The following is a 19,000-nucleotide window of genomic DNA, read 5'->3' as shown; positions in this document are numbered from 1 at the left end:
ATCCTTCGCGCGAAGGCACCAGGTCCGCGATCTACCGTTATGCCAGACGCAGTGGTTTCGCGCTTATATTACTCGCGAGTAACATGAGTGCTACCCAGCCCGCGAGGCAGAAAGGTGCACGACGTGGACCAGACGTATTTGGCCGCCGCCGAGTCCGACATCACCCCGCTGAACATCACCCTCGGCACGATCGGCGCGATCGCCTTCGTGCTCGGCTGGGCGATCTTCTTCCGAGGCGCGCTCCGCATGGTGCGGATCATCGCCCAGGGACAGTCGGCCAAGGACCGCTGGCTCCCCTTCATCCCGCGTGCCGCGGAGGTCGTGGTCGAGTTCCTCGCCCACACCAAGATGATCAAGAACCGCACGGTGGGCATCGCCCACTGGTTCGTCATGGTCGGCTTCCTGCTCGGCATGGTGCTGTGGTTCGAGGCTCTGCCGCAGACCTTCGACCCGTCGTTCCACTGGCCCGTCATCGGCGCGTGGCCGGTGTACCACCTCGTGGACGAGATCCTCGGCATCGCGACCTTCGTCGGCATCCTGGTGCTGATCGTGGTCCGGCAGGTCAAGCACCCGCGGAACCCCGCGCTCTTCTCGCGCTTCGCCGGCAGCAAGTTCCTGCCCGCTTACACGATCGAGGCCATCGTCCTGTTCGAGGGCCTCGGCATGATCATGGTCAAGGCCGGCAAGATCGCCATGACCGGCGAGTCCGACCCCGTCACCGACTTCTTCACCCGCCACGTCGCCGAGCTGCTCCCCGCGAGCCCGGCGATGGTCACGGTCTTCGCCTTCATCAAGCTGATGTCGGGCGTGACCTTCCTGATCTGCGTCGGCAGCAACCTCACCTGGGGCGTCGCGTGGCACCGGTTCTCGGCGTTCTTCAACATCTACTTCAAGCGCGAGCTGGGCAGCCGCCGCGCACTGGGCGCCGCCAAGCCGATGGTCTCCAACGGCAAGGTCCTGACCATGGAGAACACCGACCCGGACGTCGACAACCTCGGCGCCGGCAAGATCGAGGACTTCTCCTGGAAGGGCTGGCTGGACTTCACGACCTGCACCGAGTGCGGTCGTTGCCAGAGCCAGTGCCCCGCATGGAACACCGGCAAGCCGCTGAGCCCGAAGCTGCTCATCATGGGCCTGCGCGACCACGGCTACGCCAAGGCGCCGTACCTCCTGGCCGGGGGCCGCACGGACCCGGCCGGCGAGCAGATCGGCCTGGTCGGCAAGGACGGCACCGTCGACGAGGCCGCGCTCGAGAAGATCCCCGCGGAGGCCCGCGCCGAGGCCGAGCGCTCGCTGGTCGGCCCCGCAGGTGAGGACGGCGCCCTGGGCGGCGTCATCGACCCCGAGGTCCTGTGGTCCTGCACCACCTGCGGCGCCTGCGTCGAGCAGTGCCCCGTCGACATCGAGCACGTCGACCACATCGTCGACATGCGCCGCTACCAGGTGCTGATCGAGTCGGAGTTCCCGCACGAACTCGCCGGCCTGTTCAAGAACCTCGAGAACAAGGGCAACCCCTGGGGCCAGAACCCCAGCCAGCGCACCGCGTGGATCGACGAGATGGACATCGAGATCCCGGTCTACGGCCAGGACGTCGAGTCCTTCGAGGGCTTCGAATACCTCTTCTGGGTCGGCTGCGCCGGCGCCTTCGAGGACCGCGCGAAGAAGACCACCAAGGCCGTCGCCGAGCTCCTCGACGTGGCCGCCGTGAACTTCCTGGTCCTGGGCCAGGGTGAGACCTGTACCGGCGACTCCGCGCGCCGCGCGGGCAACGAGTTCCTGTTCCAGATGCTGGCGCAGCAGAACATCGAGCAGCTCGACGAGGTCTTCGAGGGCGTGCCCGCGAAGCAGCGCAAGATCGTCGTGACCTGCGCCCACTGCTTCAACGCGCTCGGCAACGAGTACCCGCAGGTCGGCGGCGACTACGAGGTCGTCCACCACACGCAGCTGCTCAACAAGCTGGTCCGCGAGAAGCGCCTCGTGCCCGTGGCGCCCCCGAGCGAGGACGTGACCTACCACGACCCCTGCTATCTCGGTCGCCACAACCAGGTCTACGAGGCCCCGCGTGAGCTCATCGGCGCCTCCGGCGCCACGCTCAAGGAGATGCCGCGGCACCTCGAGCGGTCCATGTGCTGTGGCGCCGGCGGCGCGCGCATGTGGATGGAGGAGCAGCTCGGCAAGCGCATCAACATCGACCGCGTCGACGAGGCCCTGAACACGCTGTCCTCGACGCCCGCCGAGACCCCGAAGAAGATCGCCACCGGCTGCCCGTTCTGCCGCGTGATGCTCTCCGACGGCGTGACCGCCCAGACCGCGGACAACGAGGCCGCAGCGCCCGAGGTCGTCGACGTCGCCCAGATGCTCCTGGAGTCGGTCCGGCGCGGCCTCCCCGAGGGCATCGTCGTCGGCAATCCGAACCGCAAGGTGTCCGACGGTGCCACCGCCCTCGCCGAGGCACCTGCCGCTGCTCCGGCGGCCGCACCTGCCGCGGCTGCTCCTGCTGTGGCCCCGGCCGCGCCCGCGGAGAAGAAGGACGCCAAGCCCGCAGTCGGCCTCGGCCTCGCGGGTGGCGGCAAGCGCCCCGGCGGCCCGAAGAAGCCGGGTGCGCCCAAGCCTGCTGCGGCTCCGGCTGCTGACGCCGCTCCCGCGGCCGAGGCCCCCTCGTCCCCGGCGGCACCCGCGAAGCCCTCGGTCGGACTGGGTATGGCCGGCGGCGCCAAGCGACCCGGCGCGAAGAAGCCCGGCGGAGCCGCTCCGGCAGCTGCACCTGCTGCTCCCGCGGCCGAGACCGCTCCGGCGGCCGAGGCACCGGCAGCGCCGACCGCGCCCGCGAAGCCCGCGGTCGGGCTCGGCATGGCCGGCGGCGCCAAGCGACCGGGCGCGAAGAAGCCCGGCGCGCCGAAGCCTGCAGCGGCCCCGGCGGAGGCCCCCGCGGCCGCCGCTCCCGCGACCGAAGCACCCCCGGCTCCGGCCGAGGACCGCACGCTGGCCACGGCCGGAGAATCGAAGGCCGCAGGATTCGGCATCGCCGCCGGCGCCAAGCGACCGGGCGCCAAGAAGCCCGGCGCACCCAAGGCCGCGGCACCCGCCGCTCCCGTCGCCGCGGAGGCCCCCGCCGCTGCCGAGGCTCCTGCAGCTCCGGTCGCTGAGGCACCGGCCGCCCCGGCCGCGGAAGCCCCTGCGACGTCCGCGGCTCCGGCCGTGGACCGCACGCTGAAGACCGCGGGCGAGTCCAAGGCCGCGGGGTTCGGCATCGCCGCCGGCGCCAAGCGCCCGGGCGCCAAGAAGCCCGGCGCACCCCGCGCCGCGGCACCTGCTCCGGCCGAGCCCACCCCGGCACCCGAGGCCCCCGCGGCCCCGGCACCCGCCGAGGAGGCTCCCGCGGACAGCGCACCGTCGGTCCCGGAAACCGCAGTTCAGGAAGCCCCCGCAAGCCCGGCACCGTCGGGCGGGAACGACCGGACGCTGACGACGGAGGGCGAGTCGAAGGCCAAGGGCTTCGGGATCGCGGCGGGCGCGAAGCGTCCCGGCGGCCGGAAGTGATCGACTCCGAGCGAATCGCTATCAACCGATAGGGCAGGATGGTCCCGTGCCTGAGTACGTGAGTTACGAGGAGTTCGGGCGGCGCTTCTTCGAGATCGCCGTGAACGAGGAGCGCGTCGGCTCCGCGTTCGCCGACATCGCCGGCGGCGATTTCACCGTGGGCCCGATCCCGTCGGGCCCCGGTGGGATGGCCAAGGTGTGGGCGCAGGTGGAGATCGACGAGCCGCAGCTCACCCGCCAGGTGGGCGAGCTCATCACCTTCACGGTGAAGATCCCGCTGCGCATCGGCCTGCTCATCGACCTCAAGGTCGACCGGATCCGCTACGACGTGGCCGGCCTGATCACGCTGCCGCTCACTGTGCGGGCAGCCGCGCCGCTGGAGCTGCGCATCGAGGTCGACCCGCCCAGGCCCAAGGACGTGTGGGTCGACGTCGAGTCGCGGACGATCCGCGGCTCGATCGTGCGCGTCGTGGCCAGCGTGGACGCGGAGATCCGGCGGTTCATCGCGCAGTACGTGGCCGAGGAGATCGACAAGCCCGAGGTCAAGAAGGCGCGGATCATCAACGTCTCCGAGGAGCTGGGACGCGCCTTCCACAACCTCGGCGACGAGGAGGACCCGCAGGCCGCGGCCGGCTCCGCACCCGTTGCCGAGGTCGTCGAGGTGGTGGAGGTCGTCGAGGTGGTCGAACCCACCGAGATCCTCCCCGCGCCGCCGGCCACACCCGACCAGTAGTCGGGGAATCCCCCGATTCCCGCGCGGGAGTCGTTGTCGCCGTCCGCGTCGGGAAATCCGCGGATCAGCCGGCGGCGCCGTCGACGATGTTCTGGATCGCCGCGCCGTACGCGGCCACCAGCTCGTCGGCGGTCGGCTCCCGGAACAGCGGCGCGGCCACCAGGTAGCGCAGGAAGGCCAGCCCGAACATCGTGCTGGCCACCACGCGCGCCGTCGCGATGTCGATCCCCGCGTGCTTCGTCAGCGTCGGGATCATCACCGACGACAGGAACTCGCCGAAGGTGTTGGCCGCGCCCTCGTCCGCGCTGATCGCGCCGCGCAGCAGCGCCCGGAAGGCATCCGTCGTCTCGGGCCCCTCCCACACGGTGAGCGCGGCCCGGACCAGACGCTCCCCCACTCCCTCCCGCGGACCGTCGAGGGCGGCGGTGAAGATCTCCTCCGGATCGACGGGCATGCTCATCACGCCCCGGAAGAGCCCCTTCTTATTGCCGTAGTAGTACGAGACCAGCGCGACGTCGACACCGGCGCGCGCCGCGATGGCGCGGATCGTGGTGCGGTCGTAGCCCACCTCGGCGAAGAGCTCCCGCGCCGCCTCGAGGATGTCCGTCTTGGCGGTACTCGTGCCCGCCCGTCTGCCCGTGGCCATGCGGCCAGCCTAACAGTATTTCAACGCGCGTTGACTTCTACGCCCACACAGTCGTAGTCCCGGTTTCATCACACGTTGAATTACTCGGAGGTGCTCCACCATGAGCAAGTCCCACGCCAAGCTCGCCGCGGCGTTCGCCGGGCTGGCCATCGCCATCCCACTCATCGTCCTGCTGTTCACCTGGCCCGCATCGCACGGCAAGCCGCACGACCTGCCGATCGGCGTCGCCGGGCCCGCGGCCGTCGCGCAGCAAGTCGAGCAGCGCCTCGACGCCCAGCAGCCCGGCGGTTTCCAGGTGCACTCCTACGGCACCGAAGCCGACCTGGTGCAGGCCACGAAGGACCGGAAGGTCTACGGGGGCGTCGTCCCCGGGACCCTCGGCAGCGAGACGAAGGTCGTCGTCGCGAGCGGCGGCTCGCCCGTCGTCGCGCAGATGCTGCCCCAGATGACCACCGCGATGGCCCAGGGCCAGAAGGTGCAGACCGTCGAGGTCGCGGCGCTGTCCGCCGACGATCCCCGCGGTGCCGGCTTCGGCTCGATCGTGATGCCCGTCTTCCTCTCCGGCATGGTGCTGGCGCTGGCGACCGTGATGATCGGCGGCCACCCGAAGATCGTCGCCGTCGCGCTGCCCGTGGGCGCTGCCGTGGTCGGCGCGGCCGCCGTGGGCGCGGCCATGTCGATCGGCGTCCTGCCCGGCGGGTTCTGGGGCCAGTGGCTCGCCATGAGCGCGGGCATGCTCGCCATCGGCGCCACGGTCGCCGGCCTGGTCTCGCTGCTCGGCACCACGGGCATCGGACCGGCGGCGCTGCTGTTCATGCTGGTCGGGATGCCGCTGGCCGGGATCGCGGCACCGCCGGAGTTCCTGCCGCACATCTGGGGCGTGCTCGGCCAGTGCCTGCCCATCGGCGCTACGGGCACGGCCCTGCGCAGCGCGGCCTTCTTCGCCGACGGTGCCGTGGTCGGCGCCGGAGCCGGCGCGGCTTTCGCTGTGCTCGGCGCGTGGATCGCGGTGGGGTACGCCCTGCTCGTGATCGGCGCGGCGAAGCACCGGGCCCGGGCCGGCGCACCGTCGGACAAGGGCGAGGTGACGGAAAAGGATTTGCCGGAACCTGCGACGATATAGCCCATGAGCCGACCGCATGTGCCCCACATCCGCACCGAACTCAAGCCGCTCGAGCAGTCCGCCAAGCTGCAGAACGTGCTGTACGAGATCCGTGGACCCGTGGTGGCACAGGCGGCTCGGCTCGAGGCGCAGGGGCACCGCATCCTCAAGCTGAACATCGGGAACCCGGCGACCTTCGGTTTCGAGGCGCCGGATTCCATCGTCCGCGACATGATCCACGCGCTGCCCACCTCCCAGGGCTACAGCGAGTCGCAGGGCATCGCCTCCGCGCGACGGGCCGTGGTGACCCGCTACGAGGAGGTCCCGGACTTCCCTTACTTCGACATCGGCGACGTGTACCTCGGCAACGGGGTCTCCGAGCTCATCACCATGACGCTGCAGGCGCTGCTCAACAACGGCGACGAGGTGCTCATCCCCGCGCCGGACTACCCGCTGTGGACCGCCATGACCAGCCTCTCCGGCGGGACGCCCGTGCACTACCTGTGCGACGAGGACAACGGCTGGAATCCGTCGGTCGAGGACATCGAGGCGAAGATCACGCCGCGCACCAAGGCCATCGTCGTGATCAACCCGAACAACCCCACCGGTGCCGTCTACTCGCGCGAGACGCTGCAGCAGATCGTCGAGGTGGCGCGCAAGCACTCGCTCCTCGTCCTCGCCGACGAGATCTACGACCGGATCCTCTACGACGGCGCGCAGCACATCTCCATCGCCGAGCTCGCCCCGGATCTGCTGGTGTGCACGTTCAACGGCCTGTCCAAGGCGTACCGGGTGTGCGGCTACCGCGCCGGCTGGATGGTGCTGACCGGCCCGAAGGAGCACGCATCGGGCTTCATCGAGGGGCTCACGCTGCTCGCCTCGACGCGGCTGTGCCCCAACGTTCCCGCCCAGCACGCGATCCAAGTGGCGCTCGGCGGCTACCAGTCGATCAACGACCTGATCCTGCCCGGCGGGCGACTGCTGGAGCAGCGCGACGTCGCCCACGAGAAGCTCAACGCGATCGACGGCGTCAGCTGTGTGAAGCCGAAGGGCGCGCTCTACGCCTTCCCGAAACTCGACCCGAACGTGCACGAGATCCGCGACGACGAGCAGATGGTCCTCGACCTGCTCAACCAGGAGAAGATCCTGCTGGTCCAGGGCACCGGCTTCAACTGGCCGACACCGGACCACCTGCGCGTTGTGACGCTCCCGTGGGCCCGTGACCTGGCCGAGGCTCTCGATCGGTTCGGCAACTTCCTGAGTTCGTACAAGCAGAAGTAGGGTGGCGGCGTGACAGCCGACCACGACCACGACCACGACGACGTGCATGAGGCCGCCGCGCACGTGCACAGCCATTCGCTGGCCAACATCTCGCTGGGCAAATGGGCCTCGCGGATCGTGGTCGGCCTGCTCGCGGTCATCGGGGTCGCCGTCCTCGCCGGGCTGATCGTGCTGTGGCCGTCGCACCTACGGGTCAGCGTGCCCGGCGGCCCGCAGGCGCCGAACCTGTCGAAGGGCGTCGTCGCGGAGCAGATGGTCGGCGACTGCGACTTCACACCGTCCGGGAACGGGCAGGTCAGCGAGACGCAGCCGCATCCGCTCCTCAACGCCGACGGTGGTTGCCTCAACAGCTCGGTGCAGATCACCAGCGGCCCGGACTCGGGCAAGTGGACGATGTTCTCGATCGGCACGCAGCGCACCAACGTGTCCGCGGTGCCGGGCCAGAGCTCGTCGGGGCAGCCGTCCGGCATCGACCTCACGCGTCCGGCCACCCCGGGCACCGGGCAGCCCGACCTGTCGCCGGGCACCAAGATCCTCATCAGCGCCAACGGCGGTGGTGTGGCGGGGTCGCCCTCGAACTACGCCTTCTACGACTACTCGCGCGGCGTATCGCTGTGGGTGTGGGGCCTGGTGTTCGCGGCGGTCGTCATCGCGGTCGCGCAGTGGCGCGGCCTGCGCGCACTCATCGGGCTCGCGCTGTCGGGCGCGGTGATCGTGCTGTTCGCCCTGCCCTCGATCCTGGACGGCAACTCCGCCGTGTGGGTCGCGATGGTGGCCTCCGCGGTGATCCTCTACGTGGTGCTCTACCTGGCACACGGGGTGTCGCTGAGAACCTCGGCGGCGCTACTGGGCACGCTGTGCGCGCTGGCCGTGTGCGGCGTGCTCGCGTGGCTCGCAACCCTGACCACGCAGGTCACGGGCCTGAGCAATGAGGACTCGACGAACCTGCAGGCGTACGCGACCACCGTGTCCATCTCCGGCGTCCTGCTGGCCGGCTTCATCATCGGCGCCCTGGGCGTGCTCAACGACGTGACCATCACCCAGGCCTCGGCGACCTTCGAGCTGGCGAATCTCTCGCCCAAGTCCTCGCGGCGCCGGACCTTCCTCGCGGCCATGCGCGTCGGCCGCGACCACATCGCCTCGACCGTGTACACGCTGGTGTTCGCCTACGTCGGCACCGCGCTGCCGCTGCTCCTGCTGTTCTCCATCGCGGGCCGGCCGCTGGGTCAGGTACTCACGTCCGATTCCGTGGCGATCGAGTTGGTCCGCGCGTTCGTCGGCGGCATCGGCCTGGCGCTGTCCGTGCCGCTGACCACCGCGATCGCGGTGCTGCTGGCGAAGCCGAAGCGGGCCGCCATCAGCGCGGAGGCCGCCAAGCGGTACACCGAGAGCCACCCCGACACCGACCCGTCGGAGATCCGCGTCCGGGATCGTCGCGCCGCCCGATCGACGGCGTCGGCCACGGAGAACCCCGGCGGGGCGACCGGGACGGTCCGGGCCGCCGAGGCGGATCCGGACGACGGCGGACCATCGAGCCCCGAGACGGGTCACCTGCCCGTTCGACGTCCCTCGGACCCGGCGGTCCGCCCGCAGCCCGGTCCGGCGCAGAACCCGACCCGGCAGGTTCCGGTGCAGAGCCCGGCTCCGCGCCCCGTTCAGCAGCAGGCGCCCGAGACGCAGGGGCCCGGGCGTCGGCGGCTGCCGGACGAGCCGATCCCCGCTCCTCCGCGCCCGCAGCCGCGGCCACCGGTGCTGCCGGACCCGCCGCAGGGCGCACCGTCGGAGCCCCGGCGCCGGGGCCGGCACTCTGCGGACTGATCACGAAAAGTGCGGTCATTCGTCTCAAGAATCCTTGAGACGAATGACCGCACTTTTTGCCGGGATCAGCTCTGGAAGTTCAGGTACGCCTTCGACGGTGTCGGACCGCGCTGGCCCTGGTACTTCGAGCCCACGGCCGAGCTGCCGTAGGGGTTCTCCGCGGGGCTGGTGAGGCGGAACAGGCACAACTGGCCGATCTTCATGCCCGGCCACAGCGTGATCGGCAGGTTCGCGACATTGGACAGCTCCAGCGTGATGTGGCCGGAGAAGCCCGGGTCGATGAAACCGGCGGTCGAGTGGGTGAGCAGGCCCAGGCGGCCGAGTGAGGACTTGCCCTCGAGGCGGCCGGCCAGGTCGTCGGGCAGGGAGCAGACCTCGAGCGTGGAGCCGAGGACGAACTCGCCGGGGTGCAGCACGAAGGGCTCCCCCTCCGCGGGCTCGACCAGCGTGGTCAGCTCGTCCTGCCGCTGTTTGGGGTCGATGTGCGTGTAGCGGGTGTTGTTGAAGACCCGGAACAGGCCGTCGAGCCGCACGTCCACGCTGGACGGCTGCACCATCTGCGGGTCGAACGGGTCGATCCCCAGGCGGCCGGATTCCACGTGGGCGCGGATGTCGCGATCGGAGAGCAGCACGGGGTTCAGCGTAGGGCAGGGCGGCGGTGCGCGAGAGTGCACCCCGGATCGGGGATACTGCCTCTTCGTGACCGACACTCCCCTCCGCCGCGGACTCACCGCGCGGCACATCCGGTTCATCGCCCTCGGCTCGGCGATCGGGACGGGCCTGTTCTACGGCTCCGCCGCCGCGATCCAGGCGGCCGGCCCTGCTGTTCTGCTCGCCTACCTGATCGGCGGCGTGGTGATCTACCTCGTGCTGCGGGCCCTCGGCGAGATGGCGGTGCGCCGGCCGCAGGGCTCGTTCGGCGACTACGCCTCGTCGGCGCTCGGCCCGCGGGCGGGATTCATCACCGGCTGGATGTACGTCTTCGAGATGGTCTTCGTGTGCATCGCGGACGTCACGGCGTTCGCGGTCTACATGGGAACGTGGTTCCCGCACGTGCCGAAGTGGATCTGGGTGCTCGCGGTGATCTTCTTCATCGCCGCGCTGAACCTGATGCGGGTGCGCGTGTTCGGCGAGGTCGAGTTCTGGCTGACGCTGGTGAAGATCGCGGCGATCGTCGCCATGATCGCCGGCGGCGTCGCGGTGCTGATCTTCGGCTTCGGCATGCACGACACCGAGCAGGGCGTGAGCAACCTGTACGCGCACGGCGGCTTCTTCGCGACCGGCTTCGGCGGCTTCCTGAGCTGCTTCGTGCTGGTGGTGTTCGCCTTCGGGGGCTCGGAGATCATCGGCCTCACCGCGGCGGAGGCCGAGGACCCGGAGCGGACGATCCCGAAGGCGATCAACACGGTGCCGGTGCGGATCGGGTTGTTCTACGTCCTCGCGCTGGCGGTGATCATGGCCGTCATCCCGTGGACGCAGATCAGCAGCGAGTCCAGCCCGTTCGTACAGATCTTCCAGGCCCTCGGCGTGGCGCCCGCGGCGCACGTGCTCAACGTCGTGGTGATCACCGCCGCCCTGTCGGCGATCAACAGCGACATCTTCGGTGCCGGCCGGATGATGTTCGGCATGGCCCAGCAGGGTCAGGCTCCCGCGATCATGCGGCGCACGACCGCGAACGGCGTGCCCTGGATGACCGTGGTGATCATGACCGGCGCGCTGCTCGTGGGTGTGCTGCTCAACTACCTGATCCCCGAGAACGTCTTCGTGGTGATCGCCTCGATCGCCACCTTCGCGACGGTCTTCGTGTGGCTGATGATCCTCGCCTCCCAGTACCGCCAGCGGGTCTCGCTCCCCGCCGAGGAGGTCGCGCAGCTGCGGTTCCCCGTGCCGCTGTGGCCCTACGGGCAGTTGTTCGCCATCGGATTCCTGCTGTTCGTGACGGTGCTCATGGCCTTCGAGCACGACACCCTCGTCGCGCTCGTAGTGGGCTTCGCGTGGCTCGCGGCACTGCTCGTCGCGTACCGCCTGTGGGTGGCCCCGCGCACGTCCGCGAAGCCCTGACCGGCCCCCTGGTCCGACGGTGCGCCGTGCTAGTGTTGCCGGTACGCGCGGCTCCGTCGTCCGACGGTGCCGCTGCTGCCGATGTAGTTCAATGGTAGAACTCCTGCTTCCCAAGCAGGTAGCGCGGGTTCGATTCCCGTCATCGGCTCCACACGGAATCCCCCTGCGCAGCAGGGGGATTCCGTGTTTCACAGGCCGTTCTGCGCCACTCGCGGCTATTCGCCCGGGTGGCCGTCGAAGAACGGCCGCACCTCGACCCGCCCGCCGTGCAACAGCACTGGAGCACCCTTGGCGTGCTCGACCGCGGCGTCGAGCGATCCCGCCGCGATCTTGAGGTAACCGCGCACCACGTCTCCCTCGTCGACCAGCGGACCAGTCGTGACCCGCCCGTCGGCGTGGATCACACGGCCGTCGGTCTGCAGGGCACCGCTCGCATCGAGCAGCCAACCGTCACGCCGCCCCTCAGCCCAGAGCTCCTCCCACCTGCGGTTGAATCCCTGGACCTCGTCGGTCGACAGCGTGTCGAAGGTATCCCTGTGGCTCCGAAAGACCGCCAAATACTCCGCCATGCACCTGCTCCTCAGCTCGGATGGACGCGACACCTCGCCGCCTGACCAGGCTAGGAACTGAACCGTCGTTGAGGTCAAGCGACGGATCCGCCGACGACCCCGACCACCGCGGCGGCGGGAAGGTCAGGCACCGACCGGTTCTGCGGTTTCCGTCCGCGCCTTCTGGTCGGCGTACAGCAGGGTGTTCGCCACGATGAGGAACGGCAGCACAGCGATCTGGCCGAGCACCCAACCGCTGGTCGCGAAGAGCAGGCTCGCGAGGCTCTGGGCGGCTACGTCACCGTCTGCGGGCCGGGTCGCGTTGGCGGCCAGCGAGAACGGCAGGCCGACCAGGGTCGAGACCACCGTGACCACCAGGTACGTGCAGATCACCCGGCGCCAGAGCCGCCAGTAGCCGGTGCGCTGCAGGGCTGCGGCGCGCCACAGCGCGTCGACGGGCCGCAGCTTCTCGATCACGAGCATCGGCCCCGCGATCACCAGCGTCGGGAGCACCGCGAGCACGGTGAGCCCCGCGAGCGTGAAGAGCACCGTCGTCGTGAACCGCGCGACGTCGGGCCCCGCCCGGACCGCGAGACCGATCGCGGCCGCGGCCGCGAAGACGATCGGCGTGAGGATGACGACGACGTCGAGCACGCCGAGCCCGACCGCCGCGGCGAGCCGCGGGCGCGCGTCCACCCACGCGCGCCGCAGGGACGTCGTGCGGTCCGTGGCGTACCGGTGGGCCACGATGGACCCGATCGCCGTGACGCCGACACTGGCGAGCATCCAGATCAGCGTCACCAGCATCGTGCTCGCCGGGTAGACGCCGAGCGTCACGACCACCTGCCGGATGTCGCGGTCCGCGTCGGGCGCGACCCGTTCACCGCTGAGCAGCGGCAGCCGCGCAAGGACGCCGAGGCCGGCGATGGTGCCGATCGACACTGCGGCCAACCCCAGCGTGGGTCGGGGATTCGCGCGGATGACGCCCACCGAGGATCGGTAGATCTCCCTCAGTCGGCGGGGCGGGCCGGCGTTCAGTCCTTGTCCTCGGGCGCGTCGGACGGGTTGCGCGCGTCCAGTTCCTTCGCGCGGCGACGCTGCTGTTCGGCCCGCTCGCGGCACTGCCGGAGGAAGTCGTCGTCATCATCGGCGTACTGCGCGATGTGGCGTCCCGGGCGTTCGTACTCGGGGAACCCCGAGGTGCGCGACGGTGCGCCGCCCCGATCTCCGCCGCCCACGGGCCGGCCCATGAGGAACCAGATCAACGAACCCGCGAAGGGGATGATGATCACGATGATCAGCCAACCCATCTTGGGCAGGTGGCGCACCCGGAACTCGTCCGCGGCGATCACGTCGATGAGTGCCGCGACCCACAGCAGCATCACGATCGCACCGAAGTACGGCATCTCGAACCCCCACCCATAGGAAAACGGATAACTGATGCTACCGCGAACCCCACGCGGTCTCGACATATTGTGTCACCGTGACTGATCTCAGCTGGCCCGCGACCCGTCTGCTCAGTATCGGGAAGCGTTCCGGCGCCGTCCGCGGGCACCTCGAGTTGACGCAGACGCACCTGCGGTTCCGCCCGGCCGGGCTCGCCTCGAAGCTCGACGGGACGCCGTTCGCGGTCCAGTTCCGGCACATCGTGGGCGCCGGCATCGTCGAGGACGTGGTGGGGCTGTTCAAGCGGACGCGGCAGCGACTGTGCGTGACCCTCGGTGACGGATCGGAGCAGTTCTTCGAGGTGGGCAGGCCGGACGAGGTCGCCGAGGCCGTCCGCAGCCGGCTCGGAGGCCGCGCATGATCGCCGTCATCGGGGGCACGGGGCTCTACCGCTTCCTGTCCGGCGCGACGGAGGAGGTCACCGTCGACACCCCGTACGGGCCGACGAGCGCCCCGGTGACCCTGGGCGAGATCGCCGGGCGCGAGGTGGCGTTCCTGCCGCGGCACGGCCGCAACCACGAGTATTCGCCGCACACCGTGCCGTACCGCGCGAACCTGTGGGCACTGCGCCGGCTCGGGGCGACGAAGGTGCTCGCGCCGTGCGCCGTCGGCAGTCTCGACCCGGCGGCCGGGCCCGGGACGATCACCGTCCCGGACCAGCTCGTGGACCGCACGTCCGGACGGACGTCGACCTTCTTCGACGGGCACGGCGTGCACGTGAGCTTCGCCGATCCGTACTGCCCCGTCCTGCGGGCCGCCGCCGCGCCGGGAGCCGACCGCGCCTCGGGGACCATGGTGGTCATCGAGGGCCCGCGCTTCTCGACGCGCGCGGAGAGTCGCTGGTACGCGGCGCAGGGCTGGGACCTGGTGAACATGACCGGACTGCCCGAGGCCGCCCTGGCCCGGGAGTTGAAGCTCTGCTATGCCTCGATCGCGCTGGTCACCGACCTGGACGCGGGCATCGAGGCCGGCGAGGGCGTGCACACCGAGGACGTGCTCGCGCAGTTCCGCGCGAACCTTCCGCGCCTGACGGACGTGCTCGCGCGGACCATCGCCACCGTCGACCCGGCCGCCCCGTGCGAGTGCGCCCGGGGCGATCACGACCTCCCCGACGGCCTCGACGCCGGTCCGGTCTGGATCTGACGGAGCCTCCCGGGTCCGACGGTGCCCGCCGCGTCGCCGCCGGAAGCTGCAGGAGTTCCGCGTTCAGCCCTCGGCGAGGATCTTCGCCCGCGCCGTGGCGCGCTCGTCGGCGTCGATGACGCCGCGGGCGGCGAGGTCGTCGATCTCCGCGAGGCGCTGCTCGATCGAACGGTCCGCGCCGAGGGCCCGACTCTGCAACGCCTGGATGCGCAGCTCGGTGTCCAGGGTCGTGAGGTCGACACCTCTCGCCTTCGCAGCGCGGTTGTTCCGCACAGCACCCACCGCGATCGCCACGAAGACACTGACGATGGCCAGGCCGAGCAGCCCGAAGAAGATCGGGAAGGCCGCCTCCATGAAGGCCGAGAAGCCGTCCTGCTGAGGCTCGGGAGTGGTCGGGACCATGGGCCGAGCCTAGCGCAGAATGCAGAATCCGCACGACCCTATTCGGCCGTGCGGATTCTGTCGTGCGTGCGGTTACGCCGAGCCGAGGTACTTCTCGGTGTCGCGCTGCAGCCACTTCACGATGAGGCCGGCCGGGAAGGCGCTGAGGCCGATCACGCGGTCGCCGCCGACGGGCTCGATGAGCAGCGTCCAGGTGAACACGGAGCCGCCGTCGGGGTGCGCCTCGACGCGGTACTTCTCCGCCAACCGGGACAGCCCCGGCGCGGTGGCGGACTGCACGTAGAAGGCCTTCTCGCACAGCGTCTCCGACTCCTCCCAGGAGTAGAAGAGCTCGTCGGCGCTGACGCCCGGGCCGAGGTGCACCCGGCGGGTGGAACCCGCGGCGAAGGGCCGCGGGCTGGTCCACTCGATCTTGCGGATCCCCGTGCACCAGTGCAGGGGCCGGTCCGAGGTCAGTTCACCCCAGACCCAGTCGACGGGGCGCGCCGAGCGCACGGAGAACTCGTACACGCCGGGCCGGCCGGCCTGCAGTTCGGCGGGCAGGACGGGCTTGAGAGCGGGCATGGGGCCTCCTCGGCCTCGTGGTGACGGGTCAGACGGTGTGCGCGTCCGCGACGTTCAGCGCCTCGTCGATGATGGCGAGGCCCTCGCGGGCCTCCTCGGCGGAGACATTGCACGGCGGGACGACGTGGATCCGGTTGTAGTTGGCGAAGGGCAGCAGGCCACCCTTCTTGAGCGCGCCGACGGTCTCGTTCATCGCCGGGCTGCTGCCGCCGTAGGGCGCCAGCGGCTCGCGGGTCTCCTTGTCGCGCACCAGCTCGATGGCGAAGAAGACGCCCTCGCCACGCACATCGCCGACGGACGGGTGCTTGGCCTTGAACTCCTCCAGCGTGGGCCGGATGATCTCCTCGCCGATCTTCGCGGCGTTCTCGACCATGCCCTCCTCGGCCATCGCATTGATGGTCGCGACCGCCGCGGCGGTGGCCAGCGGGTGGCCGGAGTAGGTCAGGCCGCCCGGGTAGGGCTTGTCGGCGAAGGTGGCGGCGATCTCACCGCTGATCGCGACGCCGCCCAGCGGCACGTAACCGCTGTTCGAGCCCTTGGCGAAGGTCAGCAGGTCGGGGACGACGGGCCCGGCGGCGGTGGTGGCGTGCTCGATGGCGAACCACTTCCCGGCGCGACCGAAGCCGGACATCACCTCGTCGGCGATCATGACGATCCCGTACTTCGTGCACAGCTCGCGGACGCCGGCGAGGTAGCCGGGCGGCGGGACCATGATGCCGGGCGTGCCGGGGATGGCCTCGAGGATGATCGCGGCGATGGTGTTGGGGCCCTCGAGCACGATGGTGCGCTCCAGGTGCTCGAGCGCGCGCTGCGACTCCTGCTCCTCGGTCTCCGCGTAGAAGGACGAGCGGTAGAGGAACGGACCGTCGAAGTGCGCGACGGACTCGCCGCCGAAGTCGCTCGCGAAGCGACGGGTGTCGCCGGTGACGTTGATCGCGAGCTCGGTGCCGCCGTGGTAGCTGCGGTAGCGGCTGAGCACCTTGCGGCGGCCGGTGTGCACGCGGGCCATGCGGATCGCGTGCTCGACGGCGTCGGCGCCGCCGTTGGTGAAGAACACCTTGTTCAGGTCGCCCGGGGTGCGCTCGGCGATGAGCCGCGCTGCCTCGCTGCGGGATTCGTTCACGTGCTGCGGCGCGATCGTGCAGATCTTCGCCGCCTGCTCCGCGATGGCCGCGACGACCTTCGGGTGCTGGTGGCCGATGTTCGTGTTGACCATCTGCGAGCTGAAGTCGAGGAGCTTGCGCCCCTCGCCGTCCCACACGTACGAGCCCTCGCTCGCGATGACGGTCATGGGGGTGATCTGGGCCTGCGCGGACCAGGAGTGGAAGACGTGCGCGCGGTCGAGCTCGTAGGCGCGGGCTCCGGCCGCGATGGCGTCGTTGAGGGCCCGGCCGTCGGGCAGCGTGTCGGTCATGATTCATTCTCCAAAGTTCAAGACGGCGATATCCGCTGGTCTGCGCTGGTCACCTGGTACGTGTCGCGGTACTGCGAACGATACTCGGCCCGCCGAACACCGCTGACGGGCCGGGTCTTTCACCCGGCCCCGGACGCCGGCCTCGGCTACCGTCGAAGGCATCATGAGCATCGATCTCGACGCCCTCCTGACGGACGACGACCCGGCACCGTCGACCGCCCTGGCCGGGCATCCCGTGAACGCCGCGCTGGCCCGCGTGCTCGACGACGTGCGTCGGTCCGACCCGCCCGGCGCGGTGGCCGACTACATCCCACAGCTCGCCCACGTCGACCCCGATCGGTTCGGCATCGCGACGGTGTCCGTGGCCGGGCACTCCTACGGTGCGGGCGATCACCGGACGCCCTTCACGATCCAGTCGATCTCGAAGCCCTTCGTCTACGCGCTGGCGCTGCAGACGCTCGGGATCGAGGCGGTGGGCGAGCGGATCGGCGTGGAGCCCAGCGGCGAGGCGTTCAACGGGATCAGCTTCGACGCGCAGGGCCGCCCCGAGAACCCCCTGATCAACGCCGGAGCGATCGTGTGCACCTCGCTCATCCCCGCCGCCGACGGCGCCGAGCGGTTCGCGGCGATCCGGGCCGGGCTGTCGCGCTTCGCCGGCCGGGAGCTCGAGCTCGACGACGCCGTGTATCTGTCCGAGGCCGCCACCGGCTTCCGCAACCTCGCGCTCGCCGCCCTCGCCCGGTCCACCGATGCGCTGCGCACCACCGTCGAGGACGCGCTGGATCCGTACTTCCGGCAGTGCTCGCTGCTGGTCGACGCGCACGACGTGGCCGTCATGGGCGCCACCCTCGCCAGCGGCGGCGTCAACCCGGTCACGGGCGAGCGGGTGATCTCCGAGCCCGTCGCCCGGCAGGTGCTGTCGGTCATGGCCGGCTGCGGCATGTACGACCGGTCCGGGGCGTGGCTGTGCACCGTCGGGATCCCCGCCAAGTCCGGCGTGGGCGGCGGCATCGTCGCGGCCAGCCCGGGCGAGTACGGCATCGGCGTGTTCAGCCCGCCGCTCGACGACGCCGGCAACTCCAGCCGCGGCGTCGCGGCGTTGCAGCAGCTCTCGGACGAGTTCGGGCTGCACATGCTCTCGCGGCCGCTCACGGCGGTGACCGCCCTCGCCGGCATCGACGTCGACCCGGCGTCCGGCCGCGTCACCCTCCGGCTGCGCGGCGAGGTCGACTTCGTGGCCACCGAGCAACTCGTGCACGAGATCCTCAGCACCGGCCAGGTGCGGATCGGGACGGCGGTCACCGTCGACCTGACGAACGCGACGCGCCTCGCCCCGGTGGCCCGGTACCTGCTCACGCAGATGCAGCACGACCTCGGCTACGGCGTGCGGGTCGAGATCCTCGACCCCTCCGGGCTACTGGGCTGAGACCAGCAGTTCGCCGTCGGCGGGGACGCCCGGGTACCGGGTCCCGACGGTGCCGGGCGTCAGTCCGGGGAGCAGCTCACGGTCGGGCCGTTCGACGGTGACCCCGCGCAGCCGCAGCGGCAGGCCCTGGGCCGTGGCCGCGGACGCGCGGTCCATGAGCTGGGCGTGGACGTGCGGCACCGTCGTGTTGCCGGAGTTGCCGCACTCCCCGATCCGCTCCCCCGCGCGCACCGCCTGTCCCACGCGGACGCACGCGGAGCCGCGGCGCAGGTGCGCGACGAGGGCGAAGGCACCGTCGGCGTCGGACCTGATGACGACGTGGTTGCCGATCACCCAGCCCGGGCCCCCGTACGAGCGGATCAGGCCCTCGAGGAACATGTAGACGAGCGCGGGCTTCGAGGTGCGGCAGCGGTGGTCGCGGCGCCAGTCGGACACGCGGACCACCTCGCCGCTCACCATCGCGTGCACGACCTCCCCGAACCCGGCGACATCCTCCGGGCGCGCGAATCCTGCTCCCCAATCGAGCTTTCCGCCGTCGGGGACGAGCGCGAGGTCGACCGCGTAGGCCTGGCCGTAGTCGCGGACGCCGTGACTGGGCACCTTCGTCGACGGGCTGTTCAGCGCCACCCACCGCCCTCGGACCGGCGGTTCGACGGTGCGCGACGGATCGTCCGGCGGCTCGGCGGGGCGGACGAGGCCGAGCAGCACGCCGGTCGCGACGACGAGCGCGATCACACCCAGCAGCCACCCCGGGGCGTCGAGGAGGCTCGCCACGACGAACGCCGGCACCCCGACCATGATCAGCGTCGAGCGCAGGCGGTACGCCCCGCGCAGCAGCGATCCGAGCACACCCACCTCCTGTGGATTGAAATTCCG

At 70.6% G+C, this 19,000-nt stretch carries 18 protein-coding genes and 1 tRNA gene; 10 read left to right on the top strand and 9 right to left on the bottom strand.

The genetic code is table 11. The annotated features are described in order from the left end of the window. Positions 1–159 precede the first annotated feature (159 nt). Together AXK61_RS06765 and AXK61_RS06760 are read left to right on the top strand one after the other, a co-directional pair. Positions 160–3,540, top strand: coding sequence for a (Fe-S)-binding protein (locus AXK61_RS06765; RefSeq protein ID WP_068744514.1), 3,381 nt, complete (start codon positions 160–162; stop codon positions 3,538–3,540). A 46-nt stretch (positions 3,541–3,586) separates the two neighbouring features. Next, a complete protein-coding gene (locus tag AXK61_RS06760) occupies positions 3,587–4,273 on the top strand; it encodes a hypothetical protein (protein ID WP_068573903.1) in 687 nt (228 codons plus the stop codon). Between the two features lie 64 nt (positions 4,274–4,337). On the opposite strand, the gene AXK61_RS06755 is transcribed toward AXK61_RS06760, so the two are convergent. Then, positions 4,338–4,919 (bottom strand): TetR/AcrR family transcriptional regulator, encoded by a 582-nt coding sequence (locus AXK61_RS06755; protein WP_068573901.1) that lies wholly within the window; start codon positions 4,917–4,919, stop codon positions 4,338–4,340. Between the two features lie 100 nt (positions 4,920–5,019). Between AXK61_RS06755 and AXK61_RS06750 the strand changes: the two genes are divergently transcribed. The 3 genes from AXK61_RS06750 to AXK61_RS06740 are packed head-to-tail and all read left to right on the top strand — an operon-like array spanning position 5,020 to position 9,120. Next, on the top strand, positions 5,020–6,042 hold the full coding sequence (locus AXK61_RS06750; RefSeq protein WP_068573899.1) for a hypothetical protein: 1,023 nt from the start codon (positions 5,020–5,022) through the stop codon (positions 6,040–6,042). Between the two features lie 3 nt (positions 6,043–6,045). Next, positions 6,046–7,302: a pyridoxal phosphate-dependent aminotransferase gene (locus AXK61_RS06745; protein ID WP_068744403.1), complete on the top strand. Its 1,257-nt coding sequence runs from the start codon at positions 6,046–6,048 to the stop codon at positions 7,300–7,302. A gap of 9 nt (positions 7,303–7,311) precedes the next feature. Beyond that, entirely contained in the window at positions 7,312–9,120 is a 1,809-nt protein-coding gene (locus AXK61_RS06740; protein WP_068744401.1) for a YibE/F family protein, read from the top strand. A 65-nt stretch (positions 9,121–9,185) separates the two neighbouring features. Here the strand turns inward: AXK61_RS06740 and dcd are convergent, their stop codons facing one another. Then, the gene (dcd, locus tag AXK61_RS06735) at positions 9,186–9,752 is read right to left on the bottom strand and encodes a dCTP deaminase (RefSeq protein WP_068573895.1); all 567 of its coding nucleotides are present in this window, start codon (positions 9,750–9,752) and stop codon (positions 9,186–9,188) included. 67 nt (positions 9,753–9,819) lie between these two features. Between dcd and AXK61_RS06730 the strand changes: the two genes are divergently transcribed. After that, a complete protein-coding gene (locus AXK61_RS06730; protein WP_068573893.1) occupies positions 9,820–11,181 on the top strand; it encodes an amino acid permease in 1,362 nt (453 codons plus the stop codon). A gap of 77 nt (positions 11,182–11,258) precedes the next feature. Further along, positions 11,259–11,332 (top strand) — tRNA-Gly (locus AXK61_RS06725). 64 nt (positions 11,333–11,396) lie between these two features. On the opposite strand, the gene AXK61_RS06720 is transcribed toward AXK61_RS06725, so the two are convergent. The 3 genes from AXK61_RS06720 to AXK61_RS06710 all read right to left on the bottom strand — a co-directional run bounded on the left by AXK61_RS06720 (position 11,397) and on the right by AXK61_RS06710 (position 13,135). Continuing rightward, positions 11,397–11,750, bottom strand: a complete 354-nt coding sequence (locus tag AXK61_RS06720; protein WP_068573891.1) for a YciI family protein — start codon at positions 11,748–11,750, stop codon at positions 11,397–11,399. A 123-nt stretch (positions 11,751–11,873) separates the two neighbouring features. Then, on the bottom strand, positions 11,874–12,719 hold the full coding sequence (locus AXK61_RS06715; RefSeq protein ID WP_068744399.1) for a hypothetical protein: 846 nt from the start codon (positions 12,717–12,719) through the stop codon (positions 11,874–11,876). A 44-nt stretch (positions 12,720–12,763) separates the two neighbouring features. Continuing rightward, positions 12,764–13,135, bottom strand: a complete 372-nt coding sequence (locus tag AXK61_RS06710; RefSeq protein ID WP_068744397.1) for a PLD nuclease N-terminal domain-containing protein — start codon at positions 13,133–13,135, stop codon at positions 12,764–12,766. A 77-nt stretch (positions 13,136–13,212) separates the two neighbouring features. Here AXK61_RS06710 and AXK61_RS06705 point away from each other — a divergent pair, with 77 nt between their 5' ends. Beyond that, positions 13,213–13,536 (top strand): hypothetical protein, encoded by a 324-nt coding sequence (locus AXK61_RS06705; RefSeq protein ID WP_068744395.1) that lies wholly within the window; start codon positions 13,213–13,215, stop codon positions 13,534–13,536. Beyond that, positions 13,533–14,318 carry an S-methyl-5'-thioadenosine phosphorylase gene (locus tag AXK61_RS06700; RefSeq protein WP_068744393.1) on the top strand — a complete coding sequence of 262 codons (786 nt, stop codon included), beginning with the start codon at positions 13,533–13,535 and terminating at the stop codon, positions 14,316–14,318. The genes AXK61_RS06705 and AXK61_RS06700 overlap by 4 nt, the downstream gene beginning before the upstream one ends. A gap of 63 nt (positions 14,319–14,381) precedes the next feature. Here the strand turns inward: AXK61_RS06700 and AXK61_RS06695 are convergent, their stop codons facing one another. The 3 genes from AXK61_RS06695 to AXK61_RS06685 form a co-directional block, all read right to left on the bottom strand. Beyond that, entirely contained in the window at positions 14,382–14,720 is a 339-nt protein-coding gene (locus AXK61_RS06695; protein ID WP_068744391.1) for a hypothetical protein, read from the bottom strand. Between the two features lie 72 nt (positions 14,721–14,792). Then, a complete protein-coding gene (locus AXK61_RS06690; protein WP_068744389.1) occupies positions 14,793–15,284 on the bottom strand; it encodes an SRPBCC family protein in 492 nt (163 codons plus the stop codon). Between the two features lie 28 nt (positions 15,285–15,312). Further along, positions 15,313–16,698 (bottom strand): aspartate aminotransferase family protein, encoded by a 1,386-nt coding sequence (locus AXK61_RS06685; protein ID WP_068744387.1) that lies wholly within the window; start codon positions 16,696–16,698, stop codon positions 15,313–15,315. A 163-nt stretch (positions 16,699–16,861) separates the two neighbouring features. On the opposite strand from AXK61_RS06685, the gene glsA reads away from it, so the two are divergent. Beyond that, positions 16,862–18,124, top strand: a complete 1,263-nt coding sequence (glsA, locus tag AXK61_RS06680; protein ID WP_082778152.1) for a glutaminase A — start codon at positions 16,862–16,864, stop codon at positions 18,122–18,124. Here the strand turns inward: glsA and AXK61_RS06675 are convergent. Further along, a complete protein-coding gene (locus AXK61_RS06675; protein WP_197466764.1) occupies positions 18,113–18,973 on the bottom strand; it encodes a M23 family metallopeptidase in 861 nt (286 codons plus the stop codon). The two genes, glsA and AXK61_RS06675, sit on opposite strands and share 12 nt — an antisense overlap. Positions 18,974–19,000: the final 27 nt, after the last annotated feature.

The organism is Tsukamurella pseudospumae, from assembly GCF_001575205.1.
Classification (GTDB): domain Bacteria; phylum Actinomycetota; class Actinomycetes; order Mycobacteriales; family Mycobacteriaceae; genus Tsukamurella; species Tsukamurella pseudospumae.
The sequence above is the reverse complement of the archived record's forward strand: the minus strand, read 5'-3'. Positions and strand labels throughout refer to the sequence as shown.

Bases quoted from the DNA above. Each gene is read 5' to 3' on its own strand.
- AXK61_RS06745 (WP_068744403.1), top strand. From the start codon at position 6,046: ATGAGCCGACCGCATGTGCCCCACATCCGCACCGAACTCAAGCCGCTC.
- AXK61_RS06710 (WP_068744397.1), bottom strand. From the start codon at position 13,135: ATGCCGTACTTCGGTGCGATCGTGATGCTGCTGTGGGTCGCGGCACTC.
- AXK61_RS06750 (WP_068573899.1), top strand. From the start codon at position 5,020: ATGAGCAAGTCCCACGCCAAGCTCGCCGCGGCGTTCGCCGGGCTGGCC.
- AXK61_RS06755 (WP_068573901.1), bottom strand. From the start codon at position 4,919: ATGGCCACGGGCAGACGGGCGGGCACGAGTACCGCCAAGACGGACATC.
- AXK61_RS06700 (WP_068744393.1), top strand. From the start codon at position 13,533: ATGATCGCCGTCATCGGGGGCACGGGGCTCTACCGCTTCCTGTCCGGC.
- AXK61_RS06685 (WP_068744387.1), bottom strand. From the start codon at position 16,698: ATGACCGACACGCTGCCCGACGGCCGGGCCCTCAACGACGCCATCGCG.
- AXK61_RS06720 (WP_068573891.1), bottom strand. From the start codon at position 11,750: ATGGCGGAGTATTTGGCGGTCTTTCGGAGCCACAGGGATACCTTCGAC.
- AXK61_RS06690 (WP_068744389.1), bottom strand. From the start codon at position 15,284: ATGCCCGCTCTCAAGCCCGTCCTGCCCGCCGAACTGCAGGCCGGCCGG.
- AXK61_RS06695 (WP_068744391.1), bottom strand. From the start codon at position 14,720: ATGGTCCCGACCACTCCCGAGCCTCAGCAGGACGGCTTCTCGGCCTTC.
- glsA (WP_082778152.1), top strand. From the start codon at position 16,862: ATGAGCATCGATCTCGACGCCCTCCTGACGGACGACGACCCGGCACCG.